Source organism: Ruegeria sp. E1 (genome assembly GCF_056534225.1).
On the sequence record NZ_JBQFPE010000007.1, the window covers coordinates 12,786 to 30,511 of the forward strand.

A 17,726-nucleotide genomic window follows, 5' to 3' on the forward strand; every position below is an offset into this window, starting at 1 on the left:
TATGCAAACCGCCCAGGCAAGCGGTGACTGTTCAAAACCTGCCAATTCATGGTTTAATTCGGTTATACTTTAAGAAGATTAACTTTATTTTTTGGGAGTCTGATATGCTGCGTAGCTCGATCGCCGTATTGTGTCTTGTTGCCGGTTCTGTCGTCGCCGAGGATTTTTCGCAAAACGACGTGTCCATTTTGCTTGAAGCACCTGTGCAGGCAAGTGACCCTCGCGTTGCTTTGCCTCAGTCAGTATTCTCGACCGCTTTATCGGCGTCCGCTGGCGCAGTTATTGACGGGGTGAATGCCTCTCCGACGGCGGTTGAAACGATCGATACAAGCCTGCTGACCAATCGCCGGGATCAATTGCACGTTGCATCGATCCGAGTTGATCCGGGCGCGCCGGGGCTGGATGCGGCGTTCCGTCCTTTTGGGCGAAACCTGCAGATCAGACTGGTTGTGCAGCCCGTGGATTTTTCTGCCAACATTCCGGTTCGCGACGAAGCAGTGCATCTGGTCTATACATTCGGCGATGCTGCTCCGGGTGGATCGCCGGTCTGTCCGTTCCGCGTATTGCCGGATCAGGCGGATATGGATGATTTTCAGGCAGCATTGGATGATCTGGCCGCAATCCGCGACGATCTGGCGGCGATGGGGGTGGTGACTACGGATACCCCGCTGGGTGTACATCCCGCGTTTGAAAACCCGGCTGCGGCAGAGCTTTTGACCGCGCGCCTTGGTGCGTTTCTGGATACTCATCTAAGCGAAGGCCGATTGTCGGCGCTGTCCATCGCTGGTCTTCCGCCGGGTGCGCCAGAGCCTTGGGTGTTTCTGGCTTTGCAGCACGATGAAAACGGGTTTGGACCGGTTCCCAGCCCTGCTGTGGCCCAGCCGAACCTTCAGCAAATGTTGACGTTTCTAAGCGACCCCCAGAACGGCGGGGTGGTTCCGCCCGGGCTGACACGAAACCTGTTACCGGTTGATTGCGGGGCGAATTTCCTTCTTCCACCCGGGGCGCAACCGGGTGCGGATGCCGGGGTCTCGACCAGCACTTTGTTTGGTGATGGCGACAATAGTCCGCAGAACGCAGCGGACATCGCGGCTGTTATCGCAGACCCTACCGTTTCACATTTCTTCAACACCGATTGCGTCAGCTGCCACACTGAAACGCGGCGCGAGTTGGATGCCGCGCCGGACCCGCAGGCCGCTGCCGAACGGATCGCCACGCAAGAGCGGATTGCAGTCGCCGACCTTCCGCGCAGCCCGGATGGTGAGGCGACCCGGTTTGACCGATGGAACGTCCGCGCCTTCGGCTGGTTCCCGGGCTTTCAGGTCACGAACAAGCGCGCGCACGCCACGGTAACGCGCCGAACCGCACGCGAAACCGTCGAGGTTGTGGCATGTCTGAACGACGGCGACTGGACCAAGCTGGACGAACCTTGCCTTGCCGAGGATCACACTCAATTCATAGATCAGGGCTGGCCGGACGAAATCCGCAGGCTTTATTATCATACCAGTCAGGGCGGTGAGATCATGCCTTTGAACTGGTTTCTGGCGCTTGAAACCAGCGAGGGCACGCGATTTGCGGACCCCGACAATCTGGCAGGCTATGGCTTTCTGCCTTCGCCAGCCGATGCGCTCAACCCGCATGGATTGCCGGTCGGGTTTGCCGAAACCGCTGCCGAGGGTGGGGCGCAGGTCAGCCTGAATTGTGCTGCCTGTCATACGGCGGACGTTGTGATCGGGGGTGAGAAGTTCAGAATTGACGGTGCCCCGGCCAATTTCGATTTCGATCACTTTGTAGCTGATCTGGCGCAAGTCGTTCGGGATACGGGGCAATTGGACCTTACCGATCCGGTCAACCGGCCACCTTCTAAACGTCTGGTACGGTTCATGCAGAACCTTGGTCAATTGGACCCTGCCGCTCTGCAGGACCAGCCTGCCTTTGTGGCGCAGTTCCTGAAGTTTGCCTCGGAATTCTCGGGGCAAATGGCGCAGCGCAGCCCCTTGCACCCGTCAGGACCGGGCCGCGTTGATGCGTTGACGCAGATTGTCAACGCCGTGGCAGTGAAGGATCTGGGCGTCATCGAAAATCTGGCGACACCACGCGCGCCGACCAGCTATCCACCCTTGTGGTTGGCCGATCAGCTGGAATTTGTGCAGTGGAACCTTGCCGTCGCCGACCCGTTCTCAAGAAATCTCGGGCAGGCGTTGGGCGTTTTTGGCACCACCAGTTTTGATGCAGACACCCTGTTTGACTCGACGGCGGACCGTCAAGCGCTGGAGCTTTATGAGACATGGATCGCGGATCTGTCGCCTCCGCCCTGGCCCGAGGATTTGTTGGGACCAATCGATGAAACGCTGGCCCAGCAGGGTCGGGATCTCTTTGCCGCAAACTGCGACGGATGTCACAACGCACCGCCTTTTCGTATGACCGATCCGGGCGACAATCTGCAGGGTGAAACGTTCATTCGGGTCAATGCGATCCCTGCGATTAAAGCAGGGACAGACAGCGCATATACAAATGCGTTTACGCAACGTTGGGCCACGACGGGTTCGCTTGCTGGCCCTTCCGATCAGGGCGGTCTACCCGCTGTCGTGCCCTCGGTTGCGCTGTTGCAAACGGTCGTTGGGGGCGTGGTCAGAAAAGCGCTTGGGGATCAGGCTGGTGCGAAAATGCGCCTAAGGCCGCCGACCCACGCGGACTGTGCGAATAACGGCAATACTGCGCCCTGCGGCTATCAACCACCCTTTGGTGGCGCTGCGTTGAAGGCGAGCCCGTTGATCGGCGTCTGGGCCACCGGTCCTTATCTGCACAACGGGTCCGTACGCACCGTCTATCAGGTGATCTCGTCGCCCGAGGATCGCGAGGCGACGTTTTTTGTGGGCGACCGTACTCTTGACGCTGAAAAGCTTGGGTTTGCAAGCACCGAAGGTGACAACGCCTTTGTGTTTGACACCACGGTGCCGGGAAATGGCAATGGCGGCCATGTATTCTGGGACACGCCTTTCACCCATGATGAAAAGATGGCGATTGTCGAATATCTGAAAGACCCCGAACGCTTTCCAATTCAGCGGTGACACCCGCCCGAACCAGCCATCAGGATTGAATGGAAGGAGAAGCATTAATGTCAGATCAGCATAGCAAACACGACACCGGCCTTAGCCCGAATCTGGGTAACCTGTATCTTCCGTCCGGATTTTCACCGGACGCGGGCCATCATGGGCATCGGGAATCCTTTACTTCGATCCGAACGGCAGAGCATCGCGGCAGGAAAATCAAAATCAGAACGACCTATCGTATAGAAATTGATGGCGAACCGCTGACCATGCACACCATGGTCATGGATGACGGCTCTGTTCATTACCACGGTCTGCCGAACTATTCCTTTCCCTCGGCCATAGATCTTGTGCGATCCATCATCGATGCCGAACGGCTGGCGCCGATGGTCCGTAACGAGCTGGGCTCAGAGGGTGATGACCACGATGGTCACGGCAACCACGGAGGGCATGAACACGGAGGGCATGACCAATGAGCGGCACCCGAGAGAACATACTGGTCAGCGAAACCGTCCGCGATCAGTTCCTGCAAGGCATGGTGGCGCTGGATCAGCCTAACTCTGGCATCTTTGCGCGCGATATTCTTGCCTTTCTCAGAAACAACAACCTGCCGCTGGATATTGTCGGCATAGATCAGGAATTGTCGATCTATGACATCTTTGTCTTCTGGCATGTGCTGGCCATGTCGATCCCTCTTTCAGTGGGCAACGCGGCCCATAGTGGCCCGATCTTCCTGCCCTGGCACCGGATGTATATGATCCGTCTGGAAGAGAACCTGCAGCAGGTTCTGGGTGATCCCGATTTCGGCCTTCCCTATTGGGACTGGGCCGCCGACGGGGAACTGCCGGTTCAAAACCAATGGCGTACGGAGCTATGGTCGCGCGATTATATCGGCGAGGCACGCGGCGCGGTTCGGTCCGGACCCATCGCCAACATGCAGGTGCGGTTGGTTCAGGATGCCAGAACCGGCCGTCTTGTTTCAACGGCGCCCAGACCGATCCAGCGCGCTGCGGGGCTGGATCCGCGCGTCAGAACGCTGCCGACCGAGGCGCATGTGGAAACTGCGCTGAACCAGAACGTCTATGACCAGCCCCCGTGGAACCAGAGTGTTATCAGCCACCGCAACATTCTGGAAGGCTGGGTCCAGGGCCCGCAGCTTCACAACCGTGTCCATGTCTGGATCGGTGGAGATATGGGGCCGGGAACCTCGCCAAACGATCCGGCGTTTTTCCTCAATCACTGCAATGTGGACCGCATCTGGCAGCTTTGGATGGACCGGAACGGCAACGACTATCAACCCGGTCGCAATCGCGGGCCGCAGGGTCACCGGATCGATAGCGTCATGGTATCGATCATCGGTCAGGCACTGACACCCGAGCAGGTTCTGGACCCATCCAGCTGGTATGCATACGATCATCAGCTCATTGCTTAGGTCCGGATTGTGATCGCAGAAGGTCAAGCATCTTTCTGCGATCCACCTTGGACGCATGGCGCTTGTCCATGGGGATGGTCGGGACGGACACGACTTTTGGCACCCCAAACTTGCGGGCCGCGTTACGCCAGTCGGGCAAATGCTCTGCCTGTCCCTGAACGCACAGCACCGCCTGGTCGTCCACCGCGACAAGCGCGCTGCGTTCGACACCGGGCCATTGCCGCGCGGCGACCTCGATCGCAAAGGGGTAGATACGTCCCGAAGGTGTGGTCACGTCTGTTCCGACACGACCCCACAGCCAAAGACGCCCCTGATCATCCAGCGCCCCGGCATCCCCTGTCCGGTGCCAGATCACATCCCCGTCGGCAATCTTGTTTTCCTTCGAGTGAGCGAGATCAAGATAGCCGTCGTTCACATGCGCCCCGGCCACCTGTATCTCGTCATTCTGAATGCGAAGCGCGACCTGCGCGACTGGTTGCCCGACCAGAAGACCGTTGCCACTTGCCATTTTCTGCCGGTCCTTTTCCGAAATCTCACCGGCATCCAGATGGGCAATCGGTTCCGCCTCGGTCGAGCCGTAGACGCAGGTAACATCCAGCCCGACCGCGCTATGCAACGTCTCGACAAGATCGGGAAACACCGGACCGCCCCCGGTGAAAACCTTTTGCAGCGGGTCGGTATCGTCACAAAGCGCCAGCTTTTCGCAAAGCGAGGGCGGCACAAGGATGCGCGTGACCTGCTGCTGGCGGATCCAGCCCGATAGCTGCGCGGGCGTGACGCTGCCGGGCTTGCTTATCTTCCAGTTCGGAAGGACGGTCGTGCGCCCAGCGGCGAGATTGATCAGGGCAAAGACCGGGAATGCCACCAGATCACGCTGCGGCGTATCGCTGTTCAGCAACGGTGCAATTGCGTTGTGTTGGGCCATTAGGAACCCATGACTGCGTGGAATGGCCTTGGGCTGGCCCGTGGTTCCAGAGGTGAATGAGATCAGCGCAGTCTCGTCTCCTGCGACTGTCGCTACCGCTCCGTCGCGTTCCCGGCACAAAAGCAAACGCAGAGGCCAAAGGTCCGGCTGGCAGAGTTTCAGCAGCGCATATGCGCCAGCGGCGCAGAATGCCGTGGGTCTGGTGGTTCTGACGGCACGGCACAGACCGGGCAGGCCCATTGCAGGTTCCGGCAGAACCACGGTTGCCCCCAACGACCAAAGGGCGGCCAGACTGGCATAGAGATCGGCGCTGACACCCATAGCCAGCAACACGCGATCCCCCGGTCGGATGCCCTTTGACTGCCAGTTTGCGGCAAAGCGCTGGGCGCGGGTTTGCAAGTGCTGAAAGCTGATCTGCCGCCCGTTGCCCTCGACAATCGCGATCCGGTCCGGGTGTCGGTCAACCGCCGCCGCAAAGTGGTCCAGCAGGCTAGACATCCAGCTTTAGCCCCAAAAGACAATAGCGCCGAAAGACCGAAGCCCCTTCGGCCGCGCTGCGGTCTGCGGATTGGTTGTCGTCATGGATCAGCGCGTGGATTGCCGTGTCAAAGCCCATTTCCAGCGCGGTTCTATGAAACCGGTTCGCCATCTGCCGCCCCGCACCGGGTTCAAGGCTGGCATAGGTTTTCAGGATCGCGGCCTTTGGATTGGGCCCCTCGGCATAGTTCGGTATCCCGAACAGGAATCCGGCCAATGTACCATCTGGGCGGCGGGCAAAGAAAATCAGCTCTGGCCTGATCATCGGCACCACCGGCATGTACATTGCCAGAAAATCGGCCTCGGAGATGGGCTTGTAAAATGCGTTCCCTGAAAATGCCTGAACTGACAGCTGATATACCTGTCGAAACAGGCCTTCGGGATCCGCGCCGTCCCAGGTCTCGACCGAAAACGCATCGCTGGGCGGGGCAACCGACGCAGTGGTGTCGGCCAAGGCAACCCGGGCCGAGAAGTACTGGCTGATTGCAACGAACCCCGCCGCGCGGAATACATCAGGATCATGCGGCTTGTTTGTTGGCTCCATCAAAAAGGGGGCCGAGCCGTCGGTTTCGGATACGAACCGATAGCTGTGCCAAGTGTCCCCCGACATCGGCCCGATGATGCGATCAATCCCAGCGTCGCGGACCAGCGCGATGCCCTGTTGCAGAATCTCTGCTCCGGCCTCGGGACTGACACAGGAAAAATCGCCAAAGGTGGCGGTTGCGTGATGGTCCCAATACGGGCCGTCTAGGTAAACCGTCAGCTTTGCGCCATCGGTCTTGAGGGTTTGTTTCGTCATGAGACCACTCCAAGGAACAGGCCTCGTTCGGATGACACCGCGACGGACCACAGATAGAAGATTAGCGGCGGTGCAATTGCCAAAGCCGTCAGCTTTGCCACACGGTCTTTGATGAAAAGACGTGGAAAGATCAGCGGCGCACCTGCTGAAACCCCCAGCGTGATCAGCGACAAGGCCACCAAAGGCTCGGCCCAGTTTGAGGCATCAGGGTTCAGTGTCACAACCATGTTCCGGGTAGCGAACAGGATCGCGGCGACGGCCGCAACAGCCAGAGCCTTACCCCGAAGGGCCAGAACGCTCAGCCCCATGGCCAGACCCATCGCACTGAGCCCGAAAAACGACACCGCATTCCAGCCCGTTGCATTCCCCAGCGCCAGCCAGCCAAAGCTGAACAGACCCAGTGACGCGACAATATCCAGATCGGGATATTTGCTGTCGCATGGGGCCGCTACCCGTGCCCAGAAATGCGTCGCCAAAACGGCGATGGGCAGGATCGCGTTCTGAAAGGCCGTCACCGCCAACAGCAGGAAAACCGCAATGACATAGACGCGGGTTGCATGTTTGGTCAGCCCAAGCCGGGCGCCGAGTACGCTAAAGCTGATGAGTGCGGCTAGAAAGGTCAGCGCCAGCACCGTCAGTTCGAACAAAGAGCTGCCGGAATGCACTGACAGGAAGATCAACAGCCCAAGCGGCAGGAATAGGTTGTCAAATCCGCGCCAGCTTTGTGCTTCGACCAAGGTGCCAAAGGCTGCGACCATCAGGCATAGCATCAGCGTATTTGCGGGGGGTAGGTCAGACAGGAACAGAAAGCAGATCAGCGATATCAGCAGGGTAACGACAAAGAAAACGACGGACCCTTCGACGCTTTTTTCGCCATCCTCGACAACAAAACGCCGGGTTCCATAGGTCGTTCCGGCCAGCGCCGCCGCTGCATCAGCCAGTGTCAGCACTGCGATAGGCAGCACGTAATACAAGGTATTTGCACCGGCCAGCAGAAAGCAAAGCCCAACCGACAGCGCCAGCAGGAAATCCCCGTACGAGCTGCGTTCAACCCCGTGCAGCGTTGCCCCGATACCGGCCGAGAAGCGCGGCAGGCGCAGCACCACCATGACACCCATCGTCAATGCGACCAGCATGTAGACCGGCCATCGGTCAGGAAAAAGCCAGGGCAGCAGCAGAGCGAACAGGCCCGTTCCCACATGCATCAGCTTGCGCTGCACCTCGGCGCTGAAACCCATGTTTCCCGCCAGCCTGTGAACGGCTGCCATCAGGCCCAAAAGCGCCAGAACCGACCCAAAGGCCAATAGGATCTGAGACGCAACATTCATTCCTGAACTTCTTCCACCACGAAATCAGAATAGAAAAAGGCCATATCATGGGCTTTCAAACGGGTCTCGAGCTCGGACAGAGTTTGGATCTTGTCCTTGTACTGTTCCGGCACGCGGCGCGGGGCCATCATGTTCCAATAGACCAGACGGGCCTTTGGGTTGGCGGCTGACAGGATGGTGCCATAGACCTGCGTAAAGACATCCGGTGACATGTATTCAAAGATATCGGACAGGTTAAAGCCATCGGCCTTTTCGCCGGTTGACACAAAGGCCTCAAGCGACCCCTGACGGATGTCCAAACGATCAAGCCGGGATCGGATTACCTCGAAGTGCTCGGCGCGCCACGCCATGGGAAGGGCATCGCCATGATCGCCCTTCAGTATCCAGTGCAGATAGGGGTTTTGCGATGGATCGGTCTCGACCCCTGCGTGACGGATCCGACGGGCGACATGCTGCGCAGGGCTGCCGTCAACGTGATCGAAAAACGCCTTGTCCCGCCCCATGCGGCCCATCACGAAACGCGAAAAGAACAGGTTCAGCAACATCCGCCAGCGGAAGGTGTTGAAGCGCGTGTTGAAAAACTCCGTGCGCGCATCCGGTTCGCGGGGGATGAAGACATCATTCAGGGTTGCGCTGGAATGAACCAGCGGCAGCAACCATGTTCGAAAGATGCGAAAATAGCGTTCGAACTTACCGACGCCGCCGATGCCGTATCTTTCGACGTCCCCGGCTTGTATGGACCAGAAGGCGCGCGTTTCGGGGTCGGTGCCTTGCAGCGCCCGGTCCAGCAAGTCCCGCCGCCGCGTGCTGGGGCGGGAACCGGTCAGTTCAATGAACTCGCTATGGGTCAGGTTCCGATAGGCCCCGATCCTGAGCTTCAGGCAGGCAATCTGCGCCGCAGACAGGTCCAGCACCACGATCCGCGCCGGATCAAGCGTCAGCATTGCCAGCGCATTGTCCCCGGCCGAGCAGATGGACACCAGCGTTTTCCCGGTACAATCGCCCAAAGCCGCGGTCAGCACATCGGCATCTTCCCACAGCTGCGCATAGCGGATGTAGTCGAAATCGGCCTTCTTCTCGATCTCAGCTTTGGACATCGCATCGCTCCACCGCGCCGCTTGCGCCATCGACAGACAGGGTTTCGCCATCTGTGATCCACCGGGTCGCCCCTTTCAGGCCCACAACGCAGGGAATGCCCAATTCCCGCGCGACAATCGCCGAATGGGACAAGAGCGAGCCGCGCTCGACCACGATGGCTGCGGCGTTGGAAAACACCGCGATCCAGCCCGGATCGGTGTGGCGCGCGACCAGAATATCCCCGGGCTCTAACGCCTGTTTGCGTGGGTCGCTGATCACGCGGGCCCGCGCCGTCACCTGTCCGGCAGAACAACCGGTGGCGTGTTTCAGCCGCGTTGTGTCAGCATCCTTATGCGCCGGTTGCGACCAGACAGGCGCTATGGCAGGGCCACGAATTTCAATCCGCTCTGGCGGGTCGGAACGTTGCGCCGAAGCTGAGTCTTCGGATTTGCGCTGCTGGACGGTCGCTTTCAGATCGGGCGACAGGCTGAAGCCTTCGATGGCACCCAAAACCTCGTGTGTGGTCAGAAAGAACACATCGCGCGGGGTGTCCAACAGCCCGCGCGCCGTGAATTCGCGCCCAATGCCCAGAAACACTCGGCGCGCATAGCCGAATATCCGGGTGCGTTCAAAGCGCAGGTTTTCGCGGTCGCGCACGCGCGCCTTGGCCCAGCCGACGATCCACTGCGCCAGATATCGCTTGATCGGGTTCGATGGAAACAGGGTGGCCCAATCGGGTTCTGCGCCTGTGATGTGTGCCGCGACCGGGCGTTCAGCGCTGGCGGCAATGGCCAGAAGCAGACTGGTGGGATCACCGCGCAGGGTGATGCTTTCCAGCTTAAGCTCTTCGGTGCAGCGGTCGCCGAACTTCTCGAGATATGCATCAACCTCGGCGCTGATTTGCGGATGGTCAAACAATTCTGCCAGATCCGGATTGCTGCGCAGTTGCTCGGCAATACCAGCCGCACCAACCATCTGTCCCATCTGCGCAATCCGACGCGCCGGTTCTGCCGAGACGATGTCCCCCTGACCGATCATCACATCGTTGTGTAGCAACAGTCCGTCCTCGCCAAGCCATTTCTGCAGCAGATTGCGCGACGCACCAAAGGCGATCATGCATAGAAAGTCGTTGATCAAAGGGGCATCCCACCGATCCAGCAGAGTGCTTTCGATTTTGCGGTACTCGGCGGCCAGTTCGGTTGCGTTGGCGGTGTCAACATCCAGTTCCGATTGCAGGACGCCATTCAACCGGTGATAAAAGTCGCGCCGGGTCCGGGGCAGGCGGATCGCCTGCCAGATCAGCCCTCCGGCGACCCGGACCAGCTTTGCGTATTCTACCCCTTTGCGCCACCCGACCGACGGGGCTGGGGCCAGCGCATCCGTGACCTCGGGCGGCATGGGTTCGGACACGCCCATCATCGTTTCCATGTAATCCCGGTTCAGCGAGAACCCCGGCAACAGCGCCAGCGCGCGATACCAGTTGATCAGGTTGTAGTAGGCGCGCCCGTCAATCCGCCCCAGCAGGTTGTCGAACACCGTTGGGTTCTGCCCGACCGTACGCTCTGAGACTCCCAGCAGCCGGACAAAGGCGCGATACACCCGCGCATAGACATGCAGTGCAAAGGAATAGGTCAGCGGGCTGACTATCCCCGGATAGCTTTCGACAATGTTCGAGTTGTCAAAGATCGTCAGCGTCTGGTCTGGCTGCGCTGCCGGGTTCAGTTCGGTCGTAATGGGCCGAGTCTGCAGGATTTGCAGACCAGCCTTGTCAATCGCCCATTCGATATCCTGTGGTGATCCAAACGCGGCTTCGGCCTTTCGGGCGAGTTCAGCGATGGATTGGGCGTCGCTTAGCGTCAGAACCTTGGGATTATCCGGTTCGGTCGTGGCATGGCCATGCTGATCGATCACCCAATCCTCACCATCCGCCTCGCCCGAGACCAGACGCTCACCCAGCCCGTCGATGGCCGAAATGACGACTACATCGCGCCGCTTGCTGACAGGATCGGCGGAAAAGGCAACGCCCGCGGCCCTTGCATCGATCATGCGTTGCACGATGATTGCAGGGGCTTCGGCATCACCACCGGATTTCAGCGCGCGATAGGTTTCCACGGTGTCGGAAAAGCCCGACGCCCAGACTTGTTTGGCTGCCTTCAGAACGCTGCCCCGTGCAACGTTCAGCACCGTGTCGTATTGCCCTGCGTGACTGTGTTCATCCCCATCTTCGGCCTGACCTGAACTGCGCACCGCGTATGGCCCAGCCCCCAGATTTTCCAGTGCGGCTTTCAGCGATGCCTGCAGGCCCGCCTGAGCAACCGGGCCGGATTTGCCCATCCGGAACGCGTCACTTGTGATGACGAAAAAGGCCGGTGGGGCAAAACCCTGCGCCCCCAGTCGCGACAGCGCCGCAGCCTTTCCGCCGACGCGGCGCGTGTCGGTGGCCTTGGGTGCGGCGATGATGAACGTCATGCGAAGGCTCCGATCAGATAAGGCAGGAAGCCTGCGGTAGCGTAGCAGAAAAATACCCAGAGGCCGGAAACCGCGTCCATTCGGCCTTGCGCTTTAGGTGTCGGTGACGAGTGGTAGCCATAGGCTGCCAAACCGCATGGGATCAGGGCCAGCATCCCGACCAACGCCGTGATCCAGCCCGTGCCTGTTGCAATGCCCGTGCCAACCAACAGCGCAAAGGACGTCAGGATGACTCCCAGCCAAATGCGGATGGCTAGGGATGGTCCCCACAGCCCGGAATAGGTGTCGACGCCTGCAATCTCGTTCTCAGGTGCCCACAGCTTGCGCCCGATTTCCAGCACGCAGCCGTTCACGAAGGACAAAGCCAGAAACAGCCACAGGTTCGATGCGGCACCGCCTGATGGCAGCCACTCGATCCCGGTCAGCAGCAGGTCGATCAAAGGCATGATGGCCATATGGCTGAGTAGATACAGAACAGGTCGGGCTTTCAGCCACTCTGGTGCACCAAACTCGGCTGTCATCGCTGCCAGCCATATCCAGACCCCTGCCAACAGCCACAGAACTTTCGCATCCCAAAACCACGCTGCAGCTATGGCAAGCGGAACGGTCAGCACACCAAGGCCCAGCACTTCGTTCGGCGAGACCAGACCGCGCGGGATCGGACGGTCAGGGCGATAGCGGCGGTCGTCTTCGGCGTCCTTGAACTCGTCGCAGACCCGCATCTGAAAGAACAACGCTATGGCCAGAACAAACCCGACCACGAATGCGGGCCATTCAGGCAGAGGGCGGTCGGCAAGGCGGGCCGAGACACAGATGCTGGCGGCGGAAAACACAAGCAAAAGCGGAACGGTTTTTTTCAGGGGAAAGCGCTCGGCCTGATACACCCAGATGCGATCGAGAAAGCTCATCTGTGGCGGGCCAGACTTTCATGGGCGCGGGTGAAATGACCCGCTGCGATGGCCGCGACGATAGAAATCTCGCCGCACAGGCAGGTGGCGGCAGCGACCTCGGCCAGCGCGGTTCCGTTGCCACTGCCTTTGAGGCCCAGAATGTTCAGCGCGGCGGTCTGGCTTGGCAATCCGGTGCCGCCGCCGACTGATCCCACAAGAATGTTGGGCAGCGTCACCGAGCAGAACAGATCGTCCCCCCGAGGTTCCATCCGTGTCACCCCCATCGCGCTTTCGGCGACACAGGCCGCGTCCTGACCGGTGGCGATGTAAAAGGCGGCCAACCCGTTTGCATAATGGGCCTGCGCGCCCAACTGACCAGACAGATGCGCGCCCAGATTGGCAACCTGACCGTATTTCAGCATCGCCTCGACCGTGGTACCCAGCGTCTTTTCAACGATCTCGGCGGGCAATGTGACGGACGCGCTGGCTTTGCGCCCGCGCCCTGTCACCAGACCCAGCGCCGAGGCTTTTTTGTCGCCCGAGAAATTGCCCTCGATATACCAGTTCTCGAACGGGATTGGGCATTCGTCAGCGATCGAACGGCAGAGCGCGTCGGTTGCGATTGTCACCATGTTCTGACCTGCCGCATCGCCGGTCGTATAGCGGCATATCAGAAAGACGACATTGGTGTCGATGAAGGGCTCAAGCGACACCAGCTTGCCGTGCCGGGTTGTGCCCTCGGCCGCAGATTTCAGCGCCTCGACATTGGTGACTACCCAATCGACGAATTGACCGGCCTGCAGCAGGTTTTCGAACACGAAGGCCGGGGTGCGCAGGACACCTTCGTACAAGACGGCGGTGCTTACACCGCCCGAGCGTGTGGCGGCGTAGGCACCGCGCGCGTAAGAGGCAACGAGCGCTGCCTCGGTTGTAGCGAGAGGGACATGAAAATCGCCGTTCGCGTTCATGCCGTTCAACCGCAGCGGGCCGATGATGCCGACCGGCAACTTCACTGTGCCGATGAAATTCTCGATATTTGCGCTGTAGGTCTCGGCGGCGTCGACGCTGTCTGGATCGGCGATCTGTGCCTGATCTGTCGCAGCAGCGGTTGGTTTCAGCTTGTCCCAGAACCGCGCGACCGTGTCAGGGCTGGCTTTGCGGGCCGGGCGCAGGGTTGAAAAATCTGCGTCGCTGGGCGCCATTTGAATCGGCGTATGCGTTGCATCATAGCGCGACTTTATGCGGCGCAACATTTCACGGACATGAAACGGAATAATCAAGCGCGTGCCCTCGCACCCGTTATGCGGTCCAAATTAGAACGAAAAATCAATATCATTGCGCACCAAACCCGAGTCGCCGATAGATATTGATACGCATCCGACTGACGGTTTGTCAGCCGCTGGATGTGGTACAAGGCGTTCGGGTGTGCTTTTCCGATCAGCCCCACCAGGGCGAAGGAGTGGGTCAAACGATCCAGGGTCGCGTCTGGCTGGTCCGGCAAGTGGATCGACTCGAAAGCAACATTTTTGTGAACGCTGTATTTCCGTCTCTTTTCTGCCGTTTTTTTCATTGATACACAGGTCGCGTTAAAGGTGGGTGTTTAACAGTGCGGGCGGAAAGATGAGAACCGGTAACAACGGTCGAATAGCAATATACTGGACCCAAACCGAACTGGACGGGCTTGAGGCAGCGCCTCTGGCAGACGTGTCGGTCGGGTCCACCTGGTCCTGGAAAGGACCATTTCTGGATTTTGCAACAGCGGGACAGTTGGGTATTGAATACTCTGCGTCCGAAAAACGAGCGCCGGGCCAGCCTTTGAGTGCCGCAGCGCAGGCCATGGATCCGGGTATCAGCGTTTGGGCCAGGATCGAACTGTCGAATGGCGCGCAACGCTTTGTTGCCGACATCGTTCGGATCAATGGCGAGGACCGCTCGCTTCTGATCTTTGAAAACGGATGCCCCGCGCGAGAGCAGGAGTTCTGGGTCAATTCTGTATCGCGGTTGGCGAAAACGGCTGGCCACGTTCAGCAAGACGCGAATGTCGTTGCTTTCCCGTCGCGTGTCGCGGCAGTTGCGGCGGGCGCCGCCAGACCCCGCCAGATCGCTGGCATCGCGGCGGAATAACCGATCTTTCGCAGCGATTTCTCTTCTTCCGGAATAGTGTAATTCGGGCCTCTTTCGCGTGTTGACTCTGTCTGCCATGCAGATATAAGCGCAGCTTCATTGGTGTTGGTGGCCCCCGCAAGGGGATGCCTGTCATGAGGGAAACCTCAAGAGGACAACGCCCTTCATAGTGGCCCATCGAGGCCTCGACCAAACGAAGGAGATCAGCCGTGACCAAACGCACGTCTGCCAAGTACAAAATCGACCGCCGGATGGGCGAAAACATCTGGGGTCGTCCGAAATCCCCGGTCAACCGTCGTGAATACGGCCCCGGCCAGCACGGCCAGCGCCGCAAGGGCAAACTGTCAGACTTTGGTCTGCAGCTGCGCGCCAAGCAGAAGCTGAAAGGCTACTATGGCGACCTGACCGAAAAGCAGTTCCGTCGCATCTATGCCGAAGCCGAGCGTGTCAAAGGCGACACCGGTGAAAACCTGATCGGCCTGCTGGAGCGTCGTCTGGATGCCGTTGTCTACCGCGCCAAGTTCGTGCCGACCGTGTTTGCCGCACGTCAGTTCGTAAACCACGGCCACGTCAAAGTGAACGGCAAGCGGGTCAACATCCCCAGCTACCGTGTGAAAGAAGGCGACGTGATTGAAGTGCGCGACAAGTCCAAGCAACTTGCTATTGTTCTGGAAGCAGCTGCGCTGGCCGAACGTGATGTGCCTGATTATATCGACGCCGACCACTCGAAAATGACCGCAACTTTTGTTCGTGCGCCGGGTCTGGGCGATGTGCCGTACCCCGTCGTCATGGAACCGAACCTGGTTGTGGAATTCTACGCGAAGAACTAAGCGATTTGCGTTTCGTTTAGGGCAAAAGCATCGAAACACGCGTTCGACCGAAGGGAGAGGCAGCGGGTTTCGATCCAGTTCAAACGCAAAACGGTTTTATCTTCGCCGATACACATGATCCAAAGGGCCGCGCTTTCAGCGCGGTCTTTTTTTGTTTAGTGGGGGCGCTGCCCCCGTCGCTGCGCGACTCCCCCGGGATATTTCCGGACAGATGAAGGGGCGGATCAGATCGGCAGGGGGCGGCCTTCGGCAATGGCCTCCATCGCGAAATAGGATGTGACGCTGTCGAGTTCGACCTTTTCGATCAAACGCTGGTAGACCTTGTCATAGGACGCCATGTGCTGTGTTACCACCTTCAGCTGGTAATCGTAGTCACCGCCGATCCGGTGAAAATCGACCACCTCGGGAATGGTTAGAACGTGGCGACGAAAAGCCTGCAGCCATTCGGCTGAATGGTGCCGGGTGCGCAGCATGACAAAGACCACAAGGGTCAGTCCCAGTTTCTCGCGAGCAATGCGCGCGGTTGAACCCAAAAGCACATCCTGGTCGTTGAGAGCCTTGAGCCTGCGCCAGCAAGCGTTCTGGGACAGGCCAACCCGGTCGGCCAGTTCGCGCTGCGACAGGGTGGCGTCTTTTTGCAGCTGTCGCAGGATGCGTGTATCAATTTGATCTAATTTATGGCTCATATCTAATCATATGACACAAAAAATTAAAAATACAGGCAGATATTTGTGAAGTTTTTGGCTTAAAATTCAATCATATTTGCTCTGCAAGAAGGAGCCGATGTTATGACTTTGTCGAATTTCCGCGCCGAGATACAGGCTGCCACTCAGAAATCTGAACTGCGTGACGGTTTGATTGGTGAGAATGTTCTGATCCCGGGTCTGCACGGAGACGTACCGCTTGTCTACGCGGATTACGTCGCTTCGGGCCGCGCGTTGCGGCAGGTCGAGGATTTTGTGGCCACGCAAGTGCTGCCGTTTTATGCCAACAGCCACACCGAAGCCTCTTATTGTGGATCTTACATGACCCGTCTGCGCCGCGAAGCACGGGCCGAGATCGCCCGCATTGTTGGCGCGAGGGAAGAGGATGCGGTGATATTCGCCGGGTCCGGTGCCACTGCGGGGCTCAACCGGCTGGTCAGTTTGATGGGTGTGGAAGAGGCTGACCAGCCGGTTGTCCTGATTGGTCCGTATGAGCATCATTCGAACATCCTGCCGTGGCGCGAAAGCAAGGCGCAGGTCATCGAAATTCCCGAAGCGACGGATGGCGGGCCGGACATGGTCGCGTTAGAGCAGGCGTTGATTGCCAATTCCGGGTCTGATCTGTTGATCGGTTCCTTTTCTGCCGCGTCCAACGTAACCGGGATCATTTCCGATCCGGATCCGATCACGCGGCTGCTCAAGGCGCATGGGGCGTTGGCGGTGTGGGACTATGCTGGGGGCGGGCCTTATTTGCCGATGGATATGGGCCCCGATGATGCGCGCAAGGATGCGATCGTCGTGTCACCGCACAAGTTCCCCGGCGGGCCGGGCGCGTCGGGTGTCTTGATCGTCAATTCCAAGGCGGTACAGCGGACCAGCCCGAGTTGGCCCGGCGGCGGGACCGTCAGCTTTGTTTCTCCGTGGCGGCACGACTACAGCGAAGATCTGGCGACCCGTGAAGAGGCCGGAACCCCCAACGTCATCGGCGACATCCGTGCCGCGCTGGCTTTTATCGTCAAGGACGTCGTGGGCACGGATGAGATCGCAAAGCGCGAGGCGCAGTACAATCGGATGGCGCTGGAAGGTTGGGCGGACAACCCGCATCTGACCCTTCTGGGCACAAAGAACGCGCATCGTTTGCCGATCTATTCCTTCCTTGTGCGTGACAATGCTGGCCAGCCGGTGCATCAGCAGCTGTTCACCCGGATGCTAAGCGATATCTATGGCATTCAAGCGCGCGGCGGCTGTGCATGTGCCGGGCCTTATGCGCATCGTCTGCTGGGGATTGATCGCGAGACCTCGGAAGGTTTGCACGCCGATCTGATGGCAGGGGAAGAGATGAAGAAACCCGGATGGGTGCGGCTGAACTTTTCCTATCTCATGAGCGAGGAAACCGTTCAATTCATCATCGACAGCGTTAACGACCTGTCGCGCCGAACCGAAGAGTTTGCCCGGTTCTACAATGCCGATCCGGCGACGGCGCGCTTCAAGGCGGCATAAAGGAATTGCCGCTTTTCTCAACGCATTGAGACAGGTATGAGGGGCCCTAATCAACGGAGCC

14 protein-coding genes are annotated in these 17,726 nt (G+C 59.1%); 6 read left to right on the forward strand and 8 right to left on the reverse strand.

The annotated features are described in order from the left end of the window. Positions 1 to 104 precede the first annotated feature (104 nt). Genes ACR0FG_RS10190 through ACR0FG_RS10200 form a run of 3 tightly spaced genes read left to right on the forward strand, consistent with a single transcriptional unit; the run spans position 105 to position 4,482 of the window. The gene (locus ACR0FG_RS10190; RefSeq protein ID WP_480892641.1) at positions 105 to 3,071 is read left to right on the forward strand and encodes a di-heme-cytochrome C peroxidase; all 2,967 of its coding nucleotides are present in this window, start codon (positions 105 to 107) and stop codon (positions 3,069 to 3,071) included. Between the two features lie 47 nt (positions 3,072 to 3,118). Next, a complete protein-coding gene (locus tag ACR0FG_RS10195) occupies positions 3,119 to 3,526 on the forward strand; it encodes a hypothetical protein (RefSeq protein ID WP_480892644.1) in 408 nt (135 codons plus the stop codon). Beyond that, positions 3,523 to 4,482: a tyrosinase family protein gene (locus ACR0FG_RS10200; RefSeq protein WP_170710570.1), complete on the forward strand. Its 960-nt coding sequence runs from the start codon at positions 3,523 to 3,525 to the stop codon at positions 4,480 to 4,482. Before ACR0FG_RS10195 ends, ACR0FG_RS10200 begins: the two co-directional genes overlap by 4 nt. On the opposite strand, the gene ACR0FG_RS10205 is transcribed toward ACR0FG_RS10200, so the two are convergent. The 7 genes from ACR0FG_RS10205 to ACR0FG_RS10235 are packed head-to-tail and all read right to left on the reverse strand — an operon-like array spanning position 4,472 to position 13,760. Then, positions 4,472 to 5,905 (reverse strand): AMP-binding protein, encoded by a 1,434-nt coding sequence (locus ACR0FG_RS10205; protein ID WP_480892646.1) that lies wholly within the window; start codon positions 5,903 to 5,905, stop codon positions 4,472 to 4,474. The genes ACR0FG_RS10200 and ACR0FG_RS10205 overlap by 11 nt on opposite strands. Next, positions 5,898 to 6,743 carry a hypothetical protein gene (locus ACR0FG_RS10210; RefSeq protein ID WP_480892647.1) on the reverse strand — a complete coding sequence of 282 codons (846 nt, stop codon included), beginning with the start codon at positions 6,741 to 6,743 and terminating at the stop codon, positions 5,898 to 5,900. Before ACR0FG_RS10210 ends, ACR0FG_RS10205 begins: the two co-directional genes overlap by 8 nt. Next, positions 6,740 to 8,071 carry a hypothetical protein gene (locus ACR0FG_RS10215; protein WP_480892648.1) on the reverse strand — a complete coding sequence of 444 codons (1,332 nt, stop codon included), beginning with the start codon at positions 8,069 to 8,071 and terminating at the stop codon, positions 6,740 to 6,742. Before ACR0FG_RS10215 ends, ACR0FG_RS10210 begins: the two co-directional genes overlap by 4 nt. Continuing rightward, complete coding sequence (locus ACR0FG_RS10220) at positions 8,068 to 9,219, reverse strand: BtaA family protein (RefSeq protein WP_480892651.1); 1,152 nt, start codon at positions 9,217 to 9,219, stop codon at positions 8,068 to 8,070. The genes ACR0FG_RS10215 and ACR0FG_RS10220 overlap by 4 nt, the downstream gene beginning before the upstream one ends. Next, positions 9,155 to 11,617, reverse strand: a complete 2,463-nt coding sequence (locus ACR0FG_RS10225) for a PEP/pyruvate-binding domain-containing protein (protein WP_480892654.1) — start codon at positions 11,615 to 11,617, stop codon at positions 9,155 to 9,157. Before ACR0FG_RS10225 ends, ACR0FG_RS10220 begins: the two co-directional genes overlap by 65 nt. Further along, the gene (locus ACR0FG_RS10230; protein ID WP_480892657.1) at positions 11,614 to 12,525 is read right to left on the reverse strand and encodes a UbiA family prenyltransferase; all 912 of its coding nucleotides are present in this window, start codon (positions 12,523 to 12,525) and stop codon (positions 11,614 to 11,616) included. Before ACR0FG_RS10230 ends, ACR0FG_RS10225 begins: the two co-directional genes overlap by 4 nt. Then, positions 12,522 to 13,760, reverse strand: coding sequence for a hydroxymethylglutaryl-CoA reductase (locus ACR0FG_RS10235; protein ID WP_480892659.1), 1,239 nt, complete (start codon positions 13,758 to 13,760; stop codon positions 12,522 to 12,524). The genes ACR0FG_RS10230 and ACR0FG_RS10235 overlap by 4 nt, the downstream gene beginning before the upstream one ends. Positions 13,761 to 14,127: 367 nt before the next feature. Here ACR0FG_RS10235 and ACR0FG_RS10240 point away from each other — a divergent pair, with 367 nt between their 5' ends. After that, a complete protein-coding gene (locus ACR0FG_RS10240) occupies positions 14,128 to 14,631 on the forward strand; it encodes a hypothetical protein (RefSeq protein ID WP_480892661.1) in 504 nt (167 codons plus the stop codon). A 209-nt stretch (positions 14,632 to 14,840) separates the two neighbouring features. Next, positions 14,841 to 15,461: a 30S ribosomal protein S4 gene (gene rpsD, locus ACR0FG_RS10245; RefSeq protein ID WP_170710562.1), complete on the forward strand. Its 621-nt coding sequence runs from the start codon at positions 14,841 to 14,843 to the stop codon at positions 15,459 to 15,461. A 224-nt stretch (positions 15,462 to 15,685) separates the two neighbouring features. On the opposite strand, the gene ACR0FG_RS10250 is transcribed toward rpsD, so the two are convergent. After that, positions 15,686 to 16,147, reverse strand: a complete 462-nt coding sequence (locus ACR0FG_RS10250; protein ID WP_480892664.1) for an Lrp/AsnC family transcriptional regulator — start codon at positions 16,145 to 16,147, stop codon at positions 15,686 to 15,688. Between the two features lie 102 nt (positions 16,148 to 16,249). Here ACR0FG_RS10250 and ACR0FG_RS10255 point away from each other — a divergent pair, with 102 nt between their 5' ends. Beyond that, positions 16,250 to 17,665 carry an aminotransferase class V-fold PLP-dependent enzyme gene (locus tag ACR0FG_RS10255; protein WP_480892667.1) on the forward strand — a complete coding sequence of 472 codons (1,416 nt, stop codon included), beginning with the start codon at positions 16,250 to 16,252 and terminating at the stop codon, positions 17,663 to 17,665. The last annotated feature ends 61 nt before the right edge of the window (positions 17,666 to 17,726 follow it).